The sequence below is a fragment of the Allostigmatella hybrida genome, assembly GCF_020103775.1.
GTDB classification, from domain to species: domain Bacteria; phylum Myxococcota; class Myxococcia; order Myxococcales; family Myxococcaceae; genus Hyalangium; species Hyalangium aurantiaca.
On record NZ_JAHXBH010000009.1, the window covers coordinates 52115 to 70282 of the forward strand.

General features: G+C 68.9%; 15 protein-coding genes. 9 read left to right on the forward strand and 6 right to left on the reverse strand.

Translation table 11 applies throughout. The annotated features are described in order from the left end of the window. Positions 1-109 precede the first annotated feature (109 nt). From KY661_RS17005 to KY661_RS17015, 3 genes are all read left to right on the forward strand, one after another. Positions 110-1000, forward strand: a complete 891-nt coding sequence (locus tag KY661_RS17005) for a hypothetical protein (RefSeq protein WP_317987270.1) — start codon at positions 110-112, stop codon at positions 998-1000. A gap of 61 nt (positions 1001-1061) precedes the next feature. Beyond that, a complete protein-coding gene (locus tag KY661_RS17010; RefSeq protein WP_225411194.1) occupies positions 1062-2165 on the forward strand; it encodes a UTP--glucose-1-phosphate uridylyltransferase in 1104 nt (367 codons plus the stop codon). Then, complete coding sequence (locus KY661_RS17015; RefSeq protein WP_225411195.1) at positions 2162-3256, forward strand: M24 family metallopeptidase; 1095 nt, start codon at positions 2162-2164, stop codon at positions 3254-3256. Before KY661_RS17010 ends, KY661_RS17015 begins: the two co-directional genes overlap by 4 nt. A 103-nt stretch (positions 3257-3359) precedes the next feature. On the opposite strand, the gene KY661_RS17020 is transcribed toward KY661_RS17015, so the two are convergent. After that, on the reverse strand, positions 3360-3866 hold the full coding sequence (locus tag KY661_RS17020) for a MarR family winged helix-turn-helix transcriptional regulator (protein WP_225411196.1): 507 nt from the start codon (positions 3864-3866) through the stop codon (positions 3360-3362). 76 nt (positions 3867-3942) lie between these two features. Here KY661_RS17020 and KY661_RS17025 point away from each other — a divergent pair, with 76 nt between their 5' ends. Next, positions 3943-4518, forward strand: coding sequence for a DUF417 family protein (locus KY661_RS17025; RefSeq protein WP_225411197.1), 576 nt, complete (start codon positions 3943-3945; stop codon positions 4516-4518). Here the strand turns inward: KY661_RS17025 and galK are convergent. Then, a complete protein-coding gene (galK, locus tag KY661_RS17030; RefSeq protein WP_225411198.1) occupies positions 4515-5624 on the reverse strand; it encodes a galactokinase in 1110 nt (369 codons plus the stop codon). The two genes, KY661_RS17025 and galK, sit on opposite strands and share 4 nt — an antisense overlap. 14 nt (positions 5625-5638) lie before the next feature. Then, positions 5639-7255, reverse strand: coding sequence for a family 43 glycosylhydrolase (locus tag KY661_RS17035; protein WP_225411199.1), 1617 nt, complete (start codon positions 7253-7255; stop codon positions 5639-5641). A 304-nt stretch (positions 7256-7559) separates the two neighbouring features. Between KY661_RS17035 and KY661_RS17040 the strand changes: the two genes are divergently transcribed. Genes KY661_RS17040 through KY661_RS17060 form a run of 5 tightly spaced genes read left to right on the forward strand, consistent with a single transcriptional unit; the run spans position 7560 to position 13785 of the window. Further along, entirely contained in the window at positions 7560-9386 is a 1827-nt protein-coding gene (locus KY661_RS17040; RefSeq protein WP_225411200.1) for a family 43 glycosylhydrolase, read from the forward strand. 12 nt (positions 9387-9398) lie between these two features. Continuing rightward, entirely contained in the window at positions 9399-10379 is a 981-nt protein-coding gene (locus KY661_RS17045; RefSeq protein WP_177241324.1) for an ABC transporter substrate-binding protein, read from the forward strand. Continuing rightward, positions 10369-11856 carry a sugar ABC transporter ATP-binding protein gene (locus KY661_RS17050; RefSeq protein WP_225411201.1) on the forward strand — a complete coding sequence of 496 codons (1488 nt, stop codon included), beginning with the start codon at positions 10369-10371 and terminating at the stop codon, positions 11854-11856. Before KY661_RS17045 ends, KY661_RS17050 begins: the two co-directional genes overlap by 11 nt. After that, entirely contained in the window at positions 11846-12826 is a 981-nt protein-coding gene (locus tag KY661_RS17055; RefSeq protein WP_225411202.1) for an ABC transporter permease, read from the forward strand. The genes KY661_RS17050 and KY661_RS17055 overlap by 11 nt, the downstream gene beginning before the upstream one ends. Continuing rightward, the gene (locus KY661_RS17060) at positions 12823-13785 is read left to right on the forward strand and encodes an ABC transporter permease subunit (protein WP_225411203.1); all 963 of its coding nucleotides are present in this window, start codon (positions 12823-12825) and stop codon (positions 13783-13785) included. The genes KY661_RS17055 and KY661_RS17060 overlap by 4 nt, the downstream gene beginning before the upstream one ends. Positions 13786-13798: 13 nt before the next feature. Here the strand turns inward: KY661_RS17060 and KY661_RS17065 are convergent, their stop codons facing one another. From KY661_RS17065 to KY661_RS17075, 3 genes are all read right to left on the reverse strand, one after another. Then, entirely contained in the window at positions 13799-15364 is a 1566-nt protein-coding gene (locus KY661_RS17065; RefSeq protein ID WP_225411204.1) for a sigma-54-dependent Fis family transcriptional regulator, read from the reverse strand. Positions 15365-15375: 11 nt separating this feature from the next. Then, positions 15376-16215, reverse strand: a complete 840-nt coding sequence (locus KY661_RS17070; protein ID WP_075005375.1) for an MBL fold metallo-hydrolase — start codon at positions 16213-16215, stop codon at positions 15376-15378. Positions 16216-16430: 215 nt separating this feature from the next. After that, entirely contained in the window at positions 16431-18095 is a 1665-nt protein-coding gene (locus KY661_RS17075) for a putative metal-binding motif-containing protein (RefSeq protein WP_225411205.1), read from the reverse strand. Positions 18096-18168 lie beyond the last annotated feature (73 nt).

Consider the following 18168-nt stretch of genomic DNA (forward strand, 5'->3'; position numbering starts at 1 on the left):
CTTCGCGCAAGCCCTTGCATGGCCATTGCAGCATCCCCACCCTCGTGGTGCTCGACGTGAGCCTGAGGCCCACGTTCCATCAGCGGCGGGGGAAGGGATGGATGTGCGGATGTTGCTGGCGCCGGTGTACGCGGCAGCCCTGAGTGCGCTGGTCGTGGCGGCCTTCTCCTTCGGGCGGAAGGACGCGCAGGCGTTCATGCCTCGCTGGCCGCTCATGTGGTTCGGCCTGCTGGCCACCGTGTGCCTGCTGTTGCTGACGGACATCGTGCCCTCGGTGGCGTTCCTCTCCGGGGCCGCGGTCAGCCAGGGCCTGGGGTTCGTCCTGCTGGCCGGGGCGGCGGCGCTCGCCTTGCTGGGCTCCCGGGCCCGGCTGCGCGCCGACACCCTCCGGGGCACCGCGCCCAAGAGCCTGGATGAGGCCATCCAGGAGCTTCGGGCCGGCGGCTCGCCCGGTTGGGGCGTCTACCGGGGCCGCCTGGGAGCAAGCGAGCAAGTGACGTCCCCCAGCGGCGTGGTGTGCGCCTTCTACGATGCCGAGCTGCGCTCGGTGGGCGACCAGGGCCGCAAGGGGGCACTGATTTCCCAGGATCGCGGCTATGCCCTCGTCATCACCCTGCGCGGGGAGCGCTCGGAAGCGGCGGTGAGCTTCGCCCCGTCCACGACGATGGCCCCGGTGCGCGTGCTGCGCTGCCAGACGGATCCCCGGCTGGTGGAGCCCGAGGCGGGGGAGCTGGCCCAGGGGCAGCCCGTGGAGGAGGTGCTCTCCTACGAGCGCGTGGGGAAGCTCGGGGAGACGTGCCTGGTGGTGGGAGAGCTGCAGCGAGGCCCGTCGCCCGGCTCCTACGTGCTGCGCGGCCGGCAGGGCGGGCCCGCCATGCTGGTGCTGGGCAACGAGACCCAGGGCACGGGCCATGAGCTGGCGCGCAAGGCCTGGAGCTTCTTCGCGGCGGCGGGGGCCGTGTCGGTGGCGGCGGCTTTCGTTCTCTCGCGCACCTTATAAGGGGACGGCCTCTCTCTGGAATTGATGGTGGGGAAGGGCGGGGCTAAGTCATCCCCCTCCCATGACCGACACATCCGGATTCGACTTGGCCAAGTTCCAGGAGCTGGTCGCTCAGCTCCGCCAGGAGGCGCAGCGTCCCGCGGCAAACCCCGTGGCGGACCTGCCCGCGCTCGCTGCCTCCGAGTTTCAGTCCATGCCCACCCCGGGCAGTGCGCTCCATGCCGAGTGTGTCCGGCTGGGCGAGGAAGCCCTGCGGCGGGGAGAAATCGCCTCCATCATCCTGGTGGGCGGCGCGGCCACCCGCTTTGGCGGGGCGGTCAAGGCGCTGGTGCCGCTGCTCGATGACCAGACCATCCTGGACTTGCGGCTGGAGGACATCCGCCAGGTGGGCGCGCGCTGTGGCAAGCCCGTCCCCGTGGCGCTGATGACCTCGCCCATGACGCACAAGGAGATCTCCGCGTACGTCTCGCAGAAGGGGCTCGAGCGGGACATCCTCCTGTTCCAGCAGCGGATGCTGCCCCGGCTGACGCCGGGCTGGGAGCTGTTCCGGGGCGCCAATGGCCAGCTGTCCGAGGCGCCATCGGGCCACGGGGACTTCTTCCGCGCCCTGCGCGAGAGCGGGGTGGGGGAGCAGCTGCGCCAGCGCGGCGTGCGCCACGTGTTCTTCTCCAACATCGACAACATGGGGGCCACGTTGGATCCGGTGGTCGTCGGGCTCCACGTGAAGCTCGGCAAGGCGATGACGGTGGAGGTCACCCCGCGCCTCAACCCCAGCGGGGCGCTGGACACGGGCGCCGCGCCGGTGCGCATCGGAGAGCACCTCCAGCTCATCGAGCACGTGGACTCCAAGAAGCACCCGCTCATCTCCACCAACAACATCGCCTTCGAGCTCGGCGCCATCCTCGACAAGGAGATCCCGGTGCCCTACCGGATCGCCCGCAAGAAGGTGGAGGGCCAGGAGGTGCTCCAGATCGAGCAGATCACCGGCGAGGCCAGCACCCTGGTGGCGCCCGGCGGGGGCCCTTTGCTGCCCGTGGCCTTCATCGAGGTGCCCCGGAAGGATGCGCTCACCTCGCGGTTCGAGCCCCTCAAGGCCCCCGAGGACATGAACTACGTCGTTCCCCGTCTCCGCGAGCGGCTCCAGGCCCGAAAGAACACCCCATGAGCACCGTCAACGCTTCCGAACTCGACGTGAAACTGGCCCGCGTCCGGGCCCTGCTGGCCCAGAAGGGGCTGGGCGCGGTGCGCCTGCGCGGGGTGGACTGGTTCGCGTGGGCCACCTGCGGCGGCTCCAACGTGGTGCTGCTCACCACCGACACGGGCGTGGCGGAGGTGCTCATCACCCGCACGGGCGCCTGGGTGCTGACGGACGCCATCGAGGCGGCCCGGCTCGAAGAGGAAGAAGTCCCAAAGGGGCTGCCCATCTGGTCCGCCCCCTGGGCGGACAAGACCCGCCGCGAGGCCTTCGTCGAGACCCAGCGCGAGGGGGCCCCGGTGGCCTCCGACCGGCCCACGGGCAGCGAGGTGCCGCTGCCCACCGAGCTGGTGCAGTCGCGCTGGGCGCTGCTGCCACAGGAGCTGGAGCGGTACCGGGCGCTGGGCCGCGAGTCGGCCGAGGCGATGACCGAGGTGATGCAGGCGGCGCGCCCGGAGTGGACCGGGTGGCAGCTCGCGGGCGCCGGGGCCGAGGCGCTCTGGGCCCGGGGCATTCACCCCGCGCTGACGCTGGTGGGCGAGGAGCGCCGCCTGCCGGTGCACCGGCACGCCACGGCGAGCCACGAGAAGCTGGGCGCGCGCGCCATGCTCGTCTTCTGCGCCCGCCGGCACGGCCTGTTCGCCAACCTCACCCGGTTCGTCTACTTCCGGGAGCCCACGGCCGCCGAGCGCAAGCTCGCCACGGACGTGGCCCACGTGGAGGCCGCGGCCTTCCGGGCCTCCCGGCCGGGCGCGTCCCTGGGCAAGGTGTACGCGGCCCTCGTCGAGGCCTACGCGGCCCAGGGGCACCCGGGCGCCGAGGCCTTCCACCACCAGGGTGGCTCCTGCGGCTACCTCTCGCGGGATCTCGTCGCCCTGCCGGGCATGGAGGCAGTGCTCCAGCCGGGCAACGCGGTGGCGTGGAACCCCTCGCTGCCCGGTGCGAAGATCGAGGACACCGTCGTGACGGGCGACGGCGGCCTGGAGATCCTCACGGCCGACCCGCGCTGGCCCACCGTCCAGGTGGACGGCCGGGCGCGGCCGGATCTGCTGGTGCGCTGAGCCTTCCCAGCTCACTGCGTTCCTGCCAGGGCGTTCGTTCCATGCGCCTCCCAGTTTGTATGCGCGGCGCATGGAAAGCCCCGCCGGCCGGGGCGCTTCGCGTTCAGCGCCCGGATGCGTCGAGTTCCTCGAACGGGCACTCGACGCAGGCGGCGTAGTCACAGAGCCGGCAGACCTTCACCGTCATACTCGCCCGCGGAACGGACTGCTCGAGCAGCTTGCTCACGAGCCGCCCCAGGAGTTCCTGCTCCCCCGGGTCCAGGACGTGGAGCGCGCGTGCCAGAGCCTCGGCGCGCCGCTCCGTCGCGGCCTCGGCGAACCCGCGGCCTCGGCGCGTCAGACACAACGCGACCGTGCGGGCATCCTCGCCCATGCGCCGCTCCACATATCCCTCTTGGGCGAGCCGGTCGACGAGCCGGACGCACCCGGAATGCGACAGCCCGAGGGGTGCCCTCAAGCCCTCGATCGAACGGCCGGGATACTTCGATAGGAACGACAAGGCGCTCACCTCGGCGAGGTTCAAACCCGCCGAGGAAACAGCGCTCTCCACCTGCCCGGTGACCCACTCCGCCAGGGCGCCAAGCACGTTACCGACGTTCTCGGAATTCATTCTCAAATTGTATGCGTGCCGCATATACACCGCAAATGGGCTGTAACCTTCTTTTTCCGGCAGGCGTATGGGGGGCATGACCCTTCCCTCGCTCCCCTCCGCGCAGTCCGTGGCCGTCCCCTCCCAGAGCAGCACCGGCCCCTTCACGCCGGCCCGCCTCCAGTTACTCCAGGCGGTGGCCATCGGGCTGCTCCGCCATGGGCTCGTCTTCCTCCTCCTGCTGTTCGGCACGTTCAAGTTCTTCGCGTTCGAGGCCGAGGCCATCAAGCCCCTGATCGAGCACTCGCCGCTCATGTCTTGGCTGTATGTGCTGTTCAGCGTGCGCACTGCGTCCGCGCTCCTCGGGATGTTCGAGGTTGGCATCGGCCTCCTCATCGCCATGCGGCGATGGGCGCCGAGACTCTCGGGACTCGCGAGCCTCGCCGCCTCGGGCATGTTTCTCACCACCCTGAGCTTCCTCGGCACGACGCCGGGCGCGCTGGAGCCCACCAGCCCTATCGGCGGCTTCCTGATGAAGGACTTGATGCTCCTCGGCGCGGCGCTCTTCACGGGCGCTGAGGCGTTGCTCGCGGCGAACTCGCCGCGGCAGGAACGGCGCACAGCCGCCGCTGGAGCAGGCGGCTCAACGCCCCCTTCGGCTCCGGGGACCTAAGAGGCAGGGGCCTGGGGCACCAGGATGGCCGGGCGCTGGCCGGACTGGTCCGCGTAGCGTCCGGCGATCCGCGCGGCCACGGCCGCCCCGGTGCCCTCGCGGGCCAGCATGACCACCGAGCCGCCGAAGCCGCCGCCCGTGAGGCGCGCGCCGTAGACGTCCGGATCGGCGCGCCCCAGGTCCACGAGCAGATCGATCTCGGGCACGGAGACCTCGTAGTCGAGGCGCTGCGAGTCGTGCGAGGCGTAGAACAGCTCGCCCAGCTTCGGCAGATCCGCCTTGCGGAGCGCCTCCACGGTGGCGAGCACGCGGGCGTTCTCCGTGACGACATGCCGCACGCGGCGGCCGAGCGGATCCGGCAGCTTCTCGGCCCGGGGCAGGTCCGCCTCGGTCAAGTCCCTGAGCATCTTCACGCCCAGCAGCTCCGCGGCGCGCTCACACTCCGCGCGGCGCACCCGGTAGTCGCCGGCCGAGTGGTTGTGCGCGACGCCCGAGTTGATGACGATGGGGTCCACGCCCGGGGGCAGGGGAACCCGCTCGTAGCGCATCTCCCGCGTGTCGAGGAACAGGGCGACGCCCACGGTGGCGATGCTGGTGGCCATCGGATCCATCACGCCCACGGGCGCGCCCACGAAGTCCACCTCGACCTGCTGGCCCAGGAGGGCGACCTGGACGTCATCCAGCTTCAGCGAGAACAGCTGGCGCAAGCCCTTGAGGAGGGCCACGTCCAGCGAGGCGCTGGAGGACAGCCCGCTGCCCAGCGGCACCTCGGAGGAGATGCGGACCTCGAACCCCGACAGGGTGTGCCCCGCGCGCCGCAGCACGGAGGTGACACCCTGGAGGTAGTCGATCCAGCCCTTGCGCCGCTCTTCCTTGCCCAGCTCGTACTCGGCGATCTCGCCGCCCTGGCCCGTGTTGAGGCTGTAGGCCCGGACACGCGAGTCCTGCCGCCGCCGCAGCTCGACGTGGGTCTGCTGCGGGATGGCCATCGGCAGCACGAAGCCGCCGTTGTAGTCGGTGTGTTCGCCGATGAGATTCACCCGGCCCGGAGCGTGAACAACGGCCTCCGGGGGGTGGCCATAGAGAGCTTGGAAGGAAGAGTTCACGGCGGGTTCATCCCCTATTCGGGGGTGATTCGCAACGAATCGAACCGGGCGGATGCTCCCGGAACCCCGCCCACCGTGAGCGCCACTCGCACACCCCGGTCCCAGGGGGGAAGGTAGTCGCCCTCCAGTTCGCCGCCCACGTTCGTCCAGGTGGCGCCATCCCCGCTCACAGCGAACCGGTAGCGGTGGCCCTCCTGGGCCGTCATGCGCAGGCGGAGCTTCCCACCGGCCACGGGCGCGGTCACGGCGGTGCTGGCGTCCACCTCGTGCTTGTTGCCCTGGCGCTTCCACAACGCCACCTGGCCCGCGTGGAGCGCGATGCCCAGGGCGTTCTCCGGATCACCCGAGGCCGCCAGGCCCGCGGAGGCCTCCTGCGGCAGCCCCGTCACGTCGAGCACCGCCTCGGCCGTGTAGTGGCCGCTGTTGGTGGAGCGGGCCAGCGTCGCCCCGAGGACGTCCCCCGCCTGAGCGGCGGGAGGCGAGAGCGTCAGCACGCCTCCGGAGAGCGCGATGCCCGGAGCGCGGCTCTTCGGCCACTGCCAGCCCTGGGCGAGGGTCTCGGTGGTGAAGTCATCGAAGAAGGCGACGGGCTTGCTCAGCACCTTGCCCCCCACGCCCCGGCGCGAGTTGATGGTGGGCCACTCGTTCTCTCCCCACTCGATGACGTCCAGCACGCCCTGACGGCCGACGTAGACGGAATCCTTGGTGCTGTAAGCATGGTAGAGCAGGTAGTCGCGGCCCTCGGGCCCCGTCACCACGCTGCCGTGCCCCGGGCACTTCCAGGACTCGTTGTTCTTCACGATGGGGTTGAGGGGATCCTTCTCCCAGCCGGACAGCAGGTTCTTCGAGCGGGCCACGCCCACCCCGTAGTTGCAGGCCTTCCCGCAGCACCCGGCGCCGGCGTAGAAGAGGTAGAACCAGCCATTGCGCTTGATGAAGTGGGGACCCTCGACGAGCTGGCCCTCCCACGGCACGTCATTGAGCAGGATCTGCTTCTTCTCCCCAATGAGCTGGGTGCCATCCTCGGACAGGGGCTGGGCCCAGAACGGGGTGGGCAGGCCCTGGCTGTTACCGTCCTCCTTCCACACCAGGTAGAGCGCGTTGTTCTCGTCGCGGATCAGCGCCCCATCGATGGACCCCAGCTCCTGGCAGACGAGCGGGCCGCGATCGGTGTACGGCCCGGAGACCTGCGTGGCGGTGGCGACCGCGACACACAGGGGGCCGCCCTTCTTGCGGGCCGTGTAGAAGACGAAGTAGCGGCCGTTGTCCGTGGCGAGCTCCGGCGCCCAGTAGTTGCCCTCGGCCCAGGTGGGCTCGCTCTCGAAGAGGGGGCCTACCAGCTCCCAGTGAAGCAGGTCCGTCGAGCGCAGCAGCGGGAAGTGGGGCGCCCACTCGGAGGACGTCGTGGAGGCCCAGTACGTATCCCCCACGCGCAGGATCGAAGGATCCGCGTAATCACCGGACAGGACCGGGTTGACGATGTCCAACGCGGGCGGCGCGGGGGGCGGCGGATTCTCCGGTGGGTTCTGCGGCGGCTTGGGCTCGTCCGAGGAGCAGCTCGGGGTTGCCAGCGCGGCCAGGACGGTCAGGGAGAGCAGGGCTGCGGAAAGAAATACACCGCGAGAACGCATGAGCAGGACCAAAACCTTGCGTGAGGGAAGGGGGGCGGCAGGCTACGCAGGGCGGATCCACCGGTCAATCGAAGCGAGATGTGTCATTGATTCAACACATGCTCTGACTTGTTGCGTTAAACATTGCGCCGCAGGCCGTCATGAACGCCGTCCTTGACACGTTGCAGACGTCTGTCATGAGATGCCCGGCCACTTGCAGGGCGCCTGGTGCGGGGGAAAACCCGGGTGCCGCAAGCCGTTTCATCTCTCAAAGGGGAAGTGGAAAATGTGGAGACGTCCGTCCTCATCACGAGGCTGGAGCCGGATGGGACTGTGGCTGACGGTGTTCGCGGTGCTGAGCGCCACGGCCTGCTCGGAGGATGAAACGCCTCCCACGCAACCGCCTCCGCCGCCGCCTCCCACCGAGAACACCAAGAGTTACACCAATCCCTTACGGGCCGTGATTCCCGGCGGGGGCACGGTCGACAATTGCCCGGATCCCACCATCATCCGCGGCCAGCAAGAGGGCGACACCGCCTGGTACGTCTACTGCACCATGGACCCGCTGAACGCGCAGGACACGGACAGCGCGGGCAAACTCAAACACCACCTGATTCCCATGCTGAAGTCCACGGACCTCGTGGAGTGGACTTACGCCGGGGATGCCTTCACGGCCCCGCCGGACTGGGCTCAGCCCACCACGGATCTCTGGGCCCCTGAAGTCGAATACTTCGGAGGAAAGTATCACCTGTATTATTCGGTGACCGACTCGAAGACGGGAGGCAACGCCATCGGCGTGGCCACCAGTGACGGCCCCCTGGGCCCCTGGACCCATACGGCCCAGCCCGTCGTCGAGCCGCACGAGGCGCCCTGCTGTGGTGACGAGCGCCGCCGGTGGACCATCGATCCCGAGGTCATCACCACCGAGGACGGCGCCCGGTACATCTACTACGGCAGCTACTTCGGCGGCATCTCCGTGCGGCGGCTGTCCGAGGATGGCCTGACGTCGGATCCGTACACCCAGGTGGAAGTCACCGTCGCCAACCGCTACGAGGCCGCCACCATCATTCCCCGCGACGGGTATTACTACCTGCTGGCCTCGGCCACGGACTGCTGCGTGGGCCCGCTCACGGGCTACAGCGTCTTCGCCGGGCGCTCCCGCAGCCCCTATGGCCCCTTCGTGGACCGCGAGGGCATCCGCCTCACCGAGGCCCGCGTGGGCGGCACGCCCGTGCTGGGGCTCAATGGCAACCGCTGGGTGGGCACCGGCCACACCACCGTCCTGACGGACACGGGCGGCCAGCAGTGGATGCTGTACCACGCCGTGGACCGGGATCACCCCTACCTGGGCACGGAGCCCGGACAGGCTCGCTTCACCCAGCGCTTCCTGCTGATGGATGCGCTGGACTGGGTGGAGGGATGGCCCACCGTGCGCGGGGGCCAGTGGGCCTCCGACACGGAGCAGCCCGCGCCCGCCACCCAGGCCAACGAGGTCAGCCGCTACACGAGGGTGCCCGCGAAGGAGGCCGAGCCCGGGGCGCTCATCGCCTCGGACGAGTTCGACGCGCCCGCGTTGAGCGGCCAGTGGACCTGGATCCGCCCGCCCGCGGCGGACAGCTTCGGGTTGGAGCAGGGCAGCTTCTGGATGAACACCCAGGCCGCGGACCTCCATGGCGGCAGCAACTCGGCCGCGGTGCTCACCCAGCCCGTGCCCAGCGGGGACTACCTCGTCGAGACGAAGATGACGCTGAACCTGCCCCCGGCGAGCTGCTGCCACAACTTCGTCCAGGCGGGCCTCGTCATCCACGGGGATGACGACCACTACGTGAAGCTGGTCCACGTCTCGTTCTGGGAGACCCGGCAGATCGCCTTCGCCAAGGAGTACCCGTCCCCGGGCCCGGACCTGCCCTTCTACGGGGAGACCTCGGGCGGGCCCGCCGCCGAGACCGTCTGGTTCAGAATCGTCCGGCGCTCCCAGGGCAGCCAGGAATTGTACACCGCCTATTCCAGCATCAATGGTACGGCCTGGACCCGGGCGGGGACGTGGGCGCACCAGCTGGGGCCCAATGCCCGAATCGGGCTGGTGTCGATGTCGAATCCGGGCTTTACCGCCCGCTTTGATTACGTCCGTGTCTACGGACTGAAGGAATAAGGAGACCAACGCATGAGATGGATGATCGCGATTGCCCTCATGGCCCTGGTGGGCTGCAAGCAGCAGTCCCAGGAGACGGCCACGCCGGCCCCCGGCGGTGCCACCCCTCCCGCCGCGCAGAAGAAGCTCTCCGTGGGCTTCTCGCAGGTGGGCGCCGAGAGCGCCTGGCGCACGGCGGAGACGAAGTCCATCCGCGGCGAGGCCGAGAAGCGCGGCGTGGACCTCAAGTTCGCGGACGCCCAGGGCAAGCAGGCCAGCCAGATCCAGGCGCTCACGTCCTTCATCGCCCAGAAGGTGGACGTCATCGTCCTGGCCCCCGTCGTGGAAACGGGCTGGGAAGTGGTCCTCACCCAGGCCAAGGAGGCCAAGATTCCGGTCATCCTGGTCGACCGTGGCATCAAGGTGAGCGACGAGAGCCTCTACACCACGCTCATCGCCAGCGACTTCGTGGAGGAGGGCCGCATGGCGGCCGAGTGGCTCGCCAAGCAGACCAACGGCAAGGCCAACATCTATGAGCTCCAGGGCTCCACGGGCGCCGCCCCGGCCATCGACCGGAAGAAGGGCTTCGAGGAGGCCCTCCAGAAGTTCCCGGACATGAAGATCGTCAAGAGCCAGAGCGCTGACTTCACCCGCGCCAAGGGCAAGGAAGTCATGGAGGCCTTCATCAAGTCCGACCGCGACCAGATCCAGGCCGTCTACGCCCACAACGACGACATGGCCCTGGGCGCCATCCAGGCGCTGGACGAGGCCGGCATGAACCCGGGCAAGAACGTCACCCTCATCTCCATCGACGGGGTGAAGGGCGCCTTCGAGGCCATGGTGGCCGGCAAGCTCAACGCCACCGTGGAGTGCAACCCGCTGCTCGGGCCCCTGGTGTTCGACACCATCAACAAGGTGCGCGCGGGCGAGTCCGTGCCGAAGTTCATCAAGAGCCAGGACCAGCTCTTCGAGCAGGCGACCGCCGCGCAGGTCATCAGCACCCGTGAGTACTGAGCCCATTCTCGCCGCCAAGGATGTCGAGAAGCGCTTCCCCGGAGTTCACGCCCTCGCGGGCGTGAACTTCGAGGTGAGGGCGGGCGAGGTGCACGCCCTCATGGGGCAGAATGGCGCCGGCAAGTCGACGCTCATCAAGATCCTCACCGGAGTCTATGCCCGCGACGGTGGCACCATCACCTTCGAGGGCCGCGACTTCCGTCCCACCTCGCCGGGAGATGCCCAGCGGCAGGGCATCAGCACTACCTATCAGGAACTCAGCCTCATCCCGACGCTGACGGTCGCCGAGAACCTCTGTCTGGGCCGGGCGCCGCGCCGCTGGTACGGCATCGACTGGCGCGCCATGCGGCGCAAGGCCGAGGAGACGCTGGCGACCTTCGACCTGAAGATCGACGTCACCCAGCCGCTGGGGACGCTGTCGGCCGCCGTGCAACAGCTCGTGGCCATCGCCCGCGCGGTTCAGACGGAGGCCCGGGTCATCATCCTGGACGAGCCGACCTCGAGCCTCGACAGCCACGAGACGGAGCTGCTGCTGGGCATCATCGGCCGGCTCAAGGCCCGGGGGCTGGGCATCGTCTTCGTCACGCACTTTCTCGACCAGGTCTACCGCGTCAGCGACCGCATTACCGTGCTGCGCAACGGCACGTTCGTGGGCACGTACGAGGCCTCGCATCTCTCGCGCCTGGACCTGGTCTCCCACATGCTGGGCAAGGTCCCCGAGGAGCTGGAGCCCGCGCTTCACGAGCACCCGGAGCACCAGGGCACCCCGGTCATCACCGCCCAGGGGCTGGAGCGCCGGGGGTTCGAGGCGTTCGATCTGACGATTCACGAGGGTGAGGTGCTCGGCTTCGCGGGCCTGCTCGGCTCGGGCCGGACCGAGGCGGCCCGGCTGCTGTTCGGGGCCGACCACGCCCGGAGCGGCACGGTCAATGGCTCGGTGCCCAAGAGCCCGCGTCATGCCATCGCGCAGGGCATGGCGTTCCTGCCCGAGGACCGCAAGGCCGAGGGCATCTTCCCCGACCTGTCGGTGCGCGAGAACATCGCCATCGTCGTGCAGCGCAAGCTGGGCTTCACCGTGTCGCGCGCCCAGCAGGACGCGCTGGCCCAGGAGTTCGTGACCAAGCTGGGCATCAAGACGCCACACATCGAACAGCCCATCCGGCTGCTCAGCGGCGGCAACCAGCAGAAGGTCATCCTCGCCCGGTGGCTCGCGTACGAGCCGCGGCTGTTCATCCTGGATGAGCCCACCCGCGGCATCGACGTGGGGGCCAAGGGGGAGATCGAACGCCTCATCCACCAGCTCTCCCAGAAGGGGCTCTCGGTCCTCTTCATCTCGGCCGCGCTGGAGGAGGTGCTCCGGCTGTCGCACCGCATCGCCGTGTTCCGGGACCGGAAGAAGGTCCGGGAGCTGACGCGGACGACGCTGCCCGAGGTCATGGAAGTCATCGCCGGAGAGGAGCCCCCTCATGCGCCATAGGAACTTCTGGCCGCTGGTGGCACTGGCGGCGCTGCTGGTCTTCAACCTGATCTTCACCACGGGCTTTGCCCGCGTCGAGTTCCGGGACGGGCGGCTGTTCGGCACGCTCGTGGACATCTTCCAGAACGGTGCCCCCGTCATGCTCCTGGCCGTGGGGATGACGCTGGTCATCGCCCTGGGGGGCATCGACCTGTCCGTGGGCTCGGTGATGGCGCTGTCCGGCGCGGTCGCCGCGCTGCTGATGACCGAGCATGGGCAGTCCGTGCCGGTGGGCGTGCTCGCCGCGCTGGGCGTGGCCCTGCTCGTGGGGGCCATCAATGGCGCCCTCGTCAGCTATGCCAGCGTCCAGCCCATCATCGTCACCCTCGTCACCCTGGTGATGGGGCGGGGGCTGGCCCAGGCGCTCACCCAGGACCAGAAGATCCGCTTCGAGATTCCGGCCTTCGAGTTCATCGGCAACGGGACGGTGCTGGGCCTGCCGTTCCCGGTCCTCCTGGTGGCCGCGGTGGCCGTGGCGGTCAGCGTGCTGCTGCGGCGGACCGCCACGGGCCTCTACATCGAGGCCATGGGCGGCAACCCGCAGGCGGCGCGGCTGTGCGGCCTGCGCGTGCACGTCATCCGGCTGATGGCGTTCATGGCGTGCGCGCTGTGCGCGGGGCTCGCGGGGCTCATCGCCGCCGCGGACATCAAGGAAGCGGACGTCGCCAACGCCGGGCTCTACCTGGAGCTGGATGCCATCCTGGCCGTCGTGCTCGGGGGCACCAGCCTGACGGGAGGCCGGGCCAACCTCGTGGGCTCGCTCATCGGGGCCACCTTCATCCAGACGCTCACCATCATGCTCCAGATGCGTGGGGTCATCACCGAGCACACGCTCATCATCAAGGCCATCGTGGCGCTGACCGTGTGCTTCATGCAGACCCCCTCGTTCGAGCGCATGGTGCGGCGCTTGCGTCCCGCGGAGGGCGCGTGAGCTTCCTGCGCAAGCACATCACCGTCCTGGCGGGGCTGCTGGCCTACCTCGTGCTCTACGCCATCGCGGCGGCACGGTACGACGGCTTCCTGTCGCTGCCCGTCTTCATCAACTTCCTGTCCAACAACGCGGTGCTCGGCATCGTCGCGGTGGGCATGACGTTCGTCATCCTCTCCGGCGGAATCGATCTGTCCGTTGGGGCGGTGATGTCCTTCTCCAGCGTGCTCATTGGCGTCCTCATCATGGACCACCAGTGGAACGTGTACGCCGCGGTGGGCGCCTCGCTCGTCTGCGGTACCACGCTGGGGGCGGTGATGGGGGCCATCATCCACAGGACGGGCATCAAGCCCTTCATCGTCACGCTCGCGGGCATGTTCTTCGTGCGCGGGCTGGCGTTCATCATCCACCTGGAGTCGATCGCCATCGCGGCGCCCCAGCACACCTCCATCGCCATCATGCGTGTGGGCCCGCTGCCGGTGACGGCGGTGCTGTTCCTCACGTTCGTGGCCGTGGCCTGGTACGTCGCGGTGCTCACCCCCTTTGGCCGCAACGTCTACGCGCTGGGAGGAGGGGAGGAGGCCGCGATGCTCATGGGGCTTCCCGTGCAGCGCACCCGGATCGCCGTGTACGCGGTGAGCGGGTTCTGCGCTTCCTTCGCCGGGGCCGCGCTCACGTTCTATCTCTCCAGCGGCAGCCACCTGGAGGGCGTCGGCATGGAGCTGGATGCGATCGCCACCGTGGTCATCGGCGGCACGCTGCTGGCCGGTGGGGTGGGCTCGGTGTTTGGCACGCTCGTGGGCGTGCTGATGCTGGGCCTCATCCTCACGTCCATCACCACGTACGAGGGCATGATGAGCTCGGGGCTCACGCGCGTGGCCATCGGCGCGCTCCTGCTCTCCTTCGTGATGCTGCAGAAGCTGCTGACGCGGCGGATCGCGGGCGCGGGCCGGGCCACCTGAGCCGGACGGCGCCTCAGTCCTCTCCGGAGAGGCCGTACTCCTTGAGCTTGCGCGACAAGGTGTTGCGGCCAATCTCCAGGGCCTTGGCCGCCGCCGTGCGGTTGCCCTTCACCGCCTCCAGCACCCGGAGGATGTGGCGCCGCTCCACCTCCGCCAGGGGGAGCAGCGCGGGGCCCGCCTCCACTGCCTGAGGCCCCGCGCCCACGGAGGGCAGGGGCCGGTCCAGGGTGGGCAAGGGCAGGTGCTCTTCGAGGATCTCGCCCTCACAGAGCACCACCGCGCTCTCGATGCAGTTCTCCAGCTCGCGCACGTTGCCGGGCCAGCGGTAGCCCTTGAGCCGTTCCAGCGCCAGGGGGCTCAGCCGGGGCGGCTCCAGCCGGTGGCGCTTGGCCGCGGTGGCCACGAAGTGCCGCGCGAGCCGCTCGATGTCCTCTGCCCCGCGCTCGCGCAGGGGCGGGAGTACCAGCTCCACGACCTTGATGCGGTAGTAGAGGTCCTCGCGGAACTGGTTCTCGGCCACCATGCGCGACAGGTTCCGGTTCGTCGCCGCGACGATGCGCACGTCCACCTTGACGGTCTGCGTACCGCCCACGCGCTCGAACTCGCGGTCCTGGAGCACCCGCAGGAGCTTGCCCTGCACCGAGAGCGGCAGCTCGCCGATCTCGTCGATGAACACCGTGCCCCCGTCGGCCGCCTCGAACTTGCCCTGCACCCGGTGGTCCGCGCCGGTGAAGGCACCCTTCTCGTGGCCGAACAGCTCGTTCTCGATGAGCGTGGCGGGCAAGGCCGCGCAGTCCACCTTCACCAGGGGCTTGTCCCGGCGCGGCCCGTTGACGTGGATGGCGCGCGCGAACAGCTCCTTGCCGCAGCCGCTCTCCCCGCGCAGCAGCACCGTGGCGTCCGTGGGCGCGGCCTTCTGCACCAGCCGGTAGAGCGCCCGGAGCTGCGCGGACTCGCCGATGATGCGGTTGAAGAAGTAGCCCACCGGAGCCTGCGGCTGCTCCTTGGCGCGCTTGAGCTCCTGGTAGAGGCTGGTGGTTTGTAGGGCCGTGCTGACCTGCGAGGCGATGGCCACCAGCCGCTCGGTGTCCTCGCCGGTGAACGGTCCACTCCCGAGCCGGTTGAGCACCTGGAGCACGCCGTAGACGCTGCCCTGGGCGTCCTGCAGCGGCACCGCCAGCAGGCTCGAGGTGCGGTAGCCCGTGAGCCGGTCGATGTCGGAGAAGAACAGCCGCTCGCCCCGGGGGTCCGAGCTGCTGACGGGCGTGCCCTCCTGGGCCACGTGCCCCGCGGCCCCCTGGCCGAGCTTGACGCGGATCTGCGACACCTCGGGCAGGTGCGCGGCGCGAGAGAACAGCTCGCCGCGCGCCGGATCCAACAGCCAGAGCGTTCCCCGGTCCGCCTGCATGGTGACGGCGATGCGGTCGACCAGCGTCTGGAGGAATGCGTCGAGATCGATCTCCCGGTCCACCAGCCCGCCGACCGACAACAGCACCTGGGTGACATCCTTCGGTGGGGACATGGTGGGCAAGGGCGGAAGAACGAACGCCGTGGTTCCACCATAGCATTCGGAGGTCATCACACCCGGTCTCACGCCGTCACGGTGGAGCCCAGGACAATGCGCTTTCCCTCCCGGGCGGGCTCGCTGGCGGCGAAGTGGGAGCGCGCTTCCTCGGCCATGTTCTCCAGCACGTCGTCGTTGTGCGCCGGATCATGGTGAAACAGCATCAGCCGCCGCGCGCCCACCGCCTGGGCCACCTGCGCGGCATCCACCATGGTGGAGTGTCCCCAGCCCTTCTTGGGGATGCCTCCCGTGCCTGCGTACTCGCTGGGGGTGTATTGCGCGTCGAGGACGAGCGCATCCGCGCCCTCCAGGTAGCGGCCCACCGCCGGGGTGAGGCTGTCGCGCGACAGCTCCACGTCCGTGGCGTAGACGAAGGTGTGGCCATCGGCCTCGACGCGGTACGCCAGGCAGCCCTGGGGATGCGGCACGTCCACGGGGGTGACGCGGAACGGGCCCACTTCCACGGGGCGGCCATGCAGGGCCGAATCAAACGTCATCCGCGAGCGCATGATGGCCATGGGCACGGGGAAGTTCGGCGGCTCCATCTGCTGGGTCAGCACGCTGCGCAGGGCCTGGGCTCCGTTGGCGCCGGGCCCGTAGAGGCTCAGCTCGGTGGTGCCCAGGTAGGCGGGGGTGAAGAAGGGGAAGCCCTGCACGTGATCCCAGTGCAGGTGCGAGAAGAAGAGGGCCGCCTTCTGGGGGGCGCTCTCCCGCATCAATTGCTCGCCCAGCGTGCGGATGCCCGTTCCCGCGTCGAAGATGAGGCGGTGGCCCTGGCTGGTCACCTCCACGCAGGCGGTGTTGCCGCCGATGCGCGAGCCTGAGACCGAGATGCTGCCCCGAACGCCGAAGAACCGGATTTCCATGGTGCTCTTCCTCCCGATGGTGGCGGCTGGGTGTGGCCGCATTCACAGGCGGAAGGACAGAGCAGGGATGATGCCAACGAATAACCCCTGAAATTCACAGGGGTAGGTCCATTTCAGACAAGGGCAGTGCACCAAAACGGATCGACCTGGATCAGGGCGATCTGGCCAATCTGGATCGTCTGGGTTCGCATGGAAGACCCGTTTCCAAACGGACCTCAGGGCCCCCGGCGGAGGATGGTGTTCTGACTGCCCACGACCCACACTTCGTGCGGCCCCACGCCGCCTAGACCGTTGGGAGTTCCGACATTGGGGATGTCATTGGGGGACCAGACCGTGCCGTTGAACCATCTCACGGTATCGTCGCCGACAGCGACGTACACCGCCTTGCTGCCGTAAGCGGTCAGACCTCGGACATCGGGATTTTTGGTTCCCACCTTGGCCAGACGAGGCAATTCGGTCCAGGTGCCTTTCGCCCGCATGAGCACCACGCCTTGCTCTCCTGCCGCAAAAGCCAGTCCATCGTGAACCACATGGACGCTGCTCAGCCTGGGAATCGAGCCCGCTGGGAGGTCCTCCACGGCCCATTGGTTGCCCCCTTCGGTCGCGCGAAGGATTTTCGGAGTGTTTCCGTCGTATCCCACGGCCAGCATGTTCGAAACCTTCGTGCCATGAATGGCGCGCAGGTTGATGGTGGTGTCGGCGATCTGGATCGGCGCGCTCGGGTAGTCCCAGCGGTAGATGCGCCCCCCGCTGTCCACGGCGAAGACTTTCGTGGAGTTTCCCTCCACAAAGCCCACCAGGCCACTGATCCGCGACGTGAAGCCGGAGGTTGTCTCTCCACAGTCTGACTGTCCCGGCACATAGGCGCCGAGCGTGCCCCCTTCGGCGCCGAGGAACACACGGCCCTCCGTGGGATGCGCCCAGGCGGAAATCCAGTCTCCCTTGCAGTGCGTGTACGGCTTGATGTCGTTGTTGCCCTTCACATGGACTACTTTGTTCCCATCGCCCACAACCCACGCATGGCCTTCTCGATAGACGGCCACCGCGTTCCACCGGCTTTCTGGGTCGTCGAATGAGGAGGGAACAGCTTTCCAGGAGACCGTGCCACATCCGATCTCATCCACCTGTCCATTGCAGTTGTTGTCCACCCGGTCGCAGCGCTCCTCGGCGTTCGTGGAGGCGAAGGGTGAGTCGTCGTTATCGCAATCCTGCCGGGGGGTGACCGCTCCCTCCACGGGCGGCTTGCAATCGTCCCCCACGGACGTGCCCGCCTGACCATCCCCGTCCACATCCGTGTACCAGGTGGTGAACGGCTGCGTGCTCACGCACGCGGTCGCGATGCCTTCCGCCGTGCAGGAGAAGGTGCCCTCGCACGCATCCGCCGTGGTGCATGCGAGGCCCACCGCCCCGGGCTTCACCGCGGGGTTGGCGTCGTTGCAATCCGTTCCACCCTCGGCCGTGACCACGAAGCCGTCGTCGTCCAGGTCCGTGGCCCGCAGGTCCAGCCGCACCACCGCGATGCCCTCCTCGGGCACTTGAGCGTCCACGCTCTGGGTGGCCACGCTCTTTCTGTCCTCCACCGCACAGTCGCTTTCGGACGCGGTGGCGGTCACCACGAGGTCACGGCTCCAGTCGTCCTGCCGGTAGACGGCCACCGTCAGCTCCCGGCTGCGCGGGGGCCTGCCGTCCGCGGTCTCCGGCGCGCTGAGCACCTGCACCGTGGACCGGGAGGGGTCCGCCTTGTCGCTCGCCGTCAGGGTGAGGCAGCCCGGGCGGAACGTCGCGTAGGAGAGGTCCACGCGGACAGCCCCTTCGCGCCGGTCTTCGCTCTTGCACGCCGCGAGGGTCACAAACCACAAGCCGAACAGGAATAAACGCATGCCCAGTGCATTCCCGGGCGGTTCAGCGCCCGTCTGGAGGCCGCATTCCCATGGAAATGGGGCCCGGAGAACT

Excerpts from the sequence above, each read along its gene's own strand:
- KY661_RS17005 (WP_317987270.1), top strand. The coding sequence starts at position 110 with ATGTTGCTGGCGCCGGTGTACGCGGCAGCCCTGAGTGCGCTGGTCGTG.
- KY661_RS17015 (WP_225411195.1), top strand. The coding sequence starts at position 2,162 with ATGAGCACCGTCAACGCTTCCGAACTCGACGTGAAACTGGCCCGCGTC.
- KY661_RS17070 (WP_075005375.1), bottom strand. The coding sequence starts at position 16,215 with ATGGAAATCCGGTTCTTCGGCGTTCGGGGCAGCATCTCGGTCTCAGGC.
- KY661_RS17025 (WP_225411197.1), top strand. The coding sequence starts at position 3,943 with ATGACCCTTCCCTCGCTCCCCTCCGCGCAGTCCGTGGCCGTCCCCTCC.
- KY661_RS17040 (WP_225411200.1), top strand. The coding sequence starts at position 7,560 with ATGGGACTGTGGCTGACGGTGTTCGCGGTGCTGAGCGCCACGGCCTGC.
- KY661_RS17010 (WP_225411194.1), top strand. The coding sequence starts at position 1,062 with ATGACCGACACATCCGGATTCGACTTGGCCAAGTTCCAGGAGCTGGTC.
- KY661_RS17020 (WP_225411196.1), bottom strand. The coding sequence starts at position 3,866 with ATGAATTCCGAGAACGTCGGTAACGTGCTTGGCGCCCTGGCGGAGTGG.
- KY661_RS17045 (WP_177241324.1), top strand. The coding sequence starts at position 9,399 with ATGAGATGGATGATCGCGATTGCCCTCATGGCCCTGGTGGGCTGCAAG.
- KY661_RS17055 (WP_225411202.1), top strand. The coding sequence starts at position 11,846 with ATGCGCCATAGGAACTTCTGGCCGCTGGTGGCACTGGCGGCGCTGCTG.
- KY661_RS17035 (WP_225411199.1), bottom strand. The coding sequence starts at position 7,255 with ATGCGTTCTCGCGGTGTATTTCTTTCCGCAGCCCTGCTCTCCCTGACC.
- KY661_RS17065 (WP_225411204.1), bottom strand. The coding sequence starts at position 15,364 with ATGACCTCCGAATGCTATGGTGGAACCACGGCGTTCGTTCTTCCGCCC.
- KY661_RS17075 (WP_225411205.1), bottom strand. The coding sequence starts at position 18,095 with ATGCGTTTATTCCTGTTCGGCTTGTGGTTTGTGACCCTCGCGGCGTGC.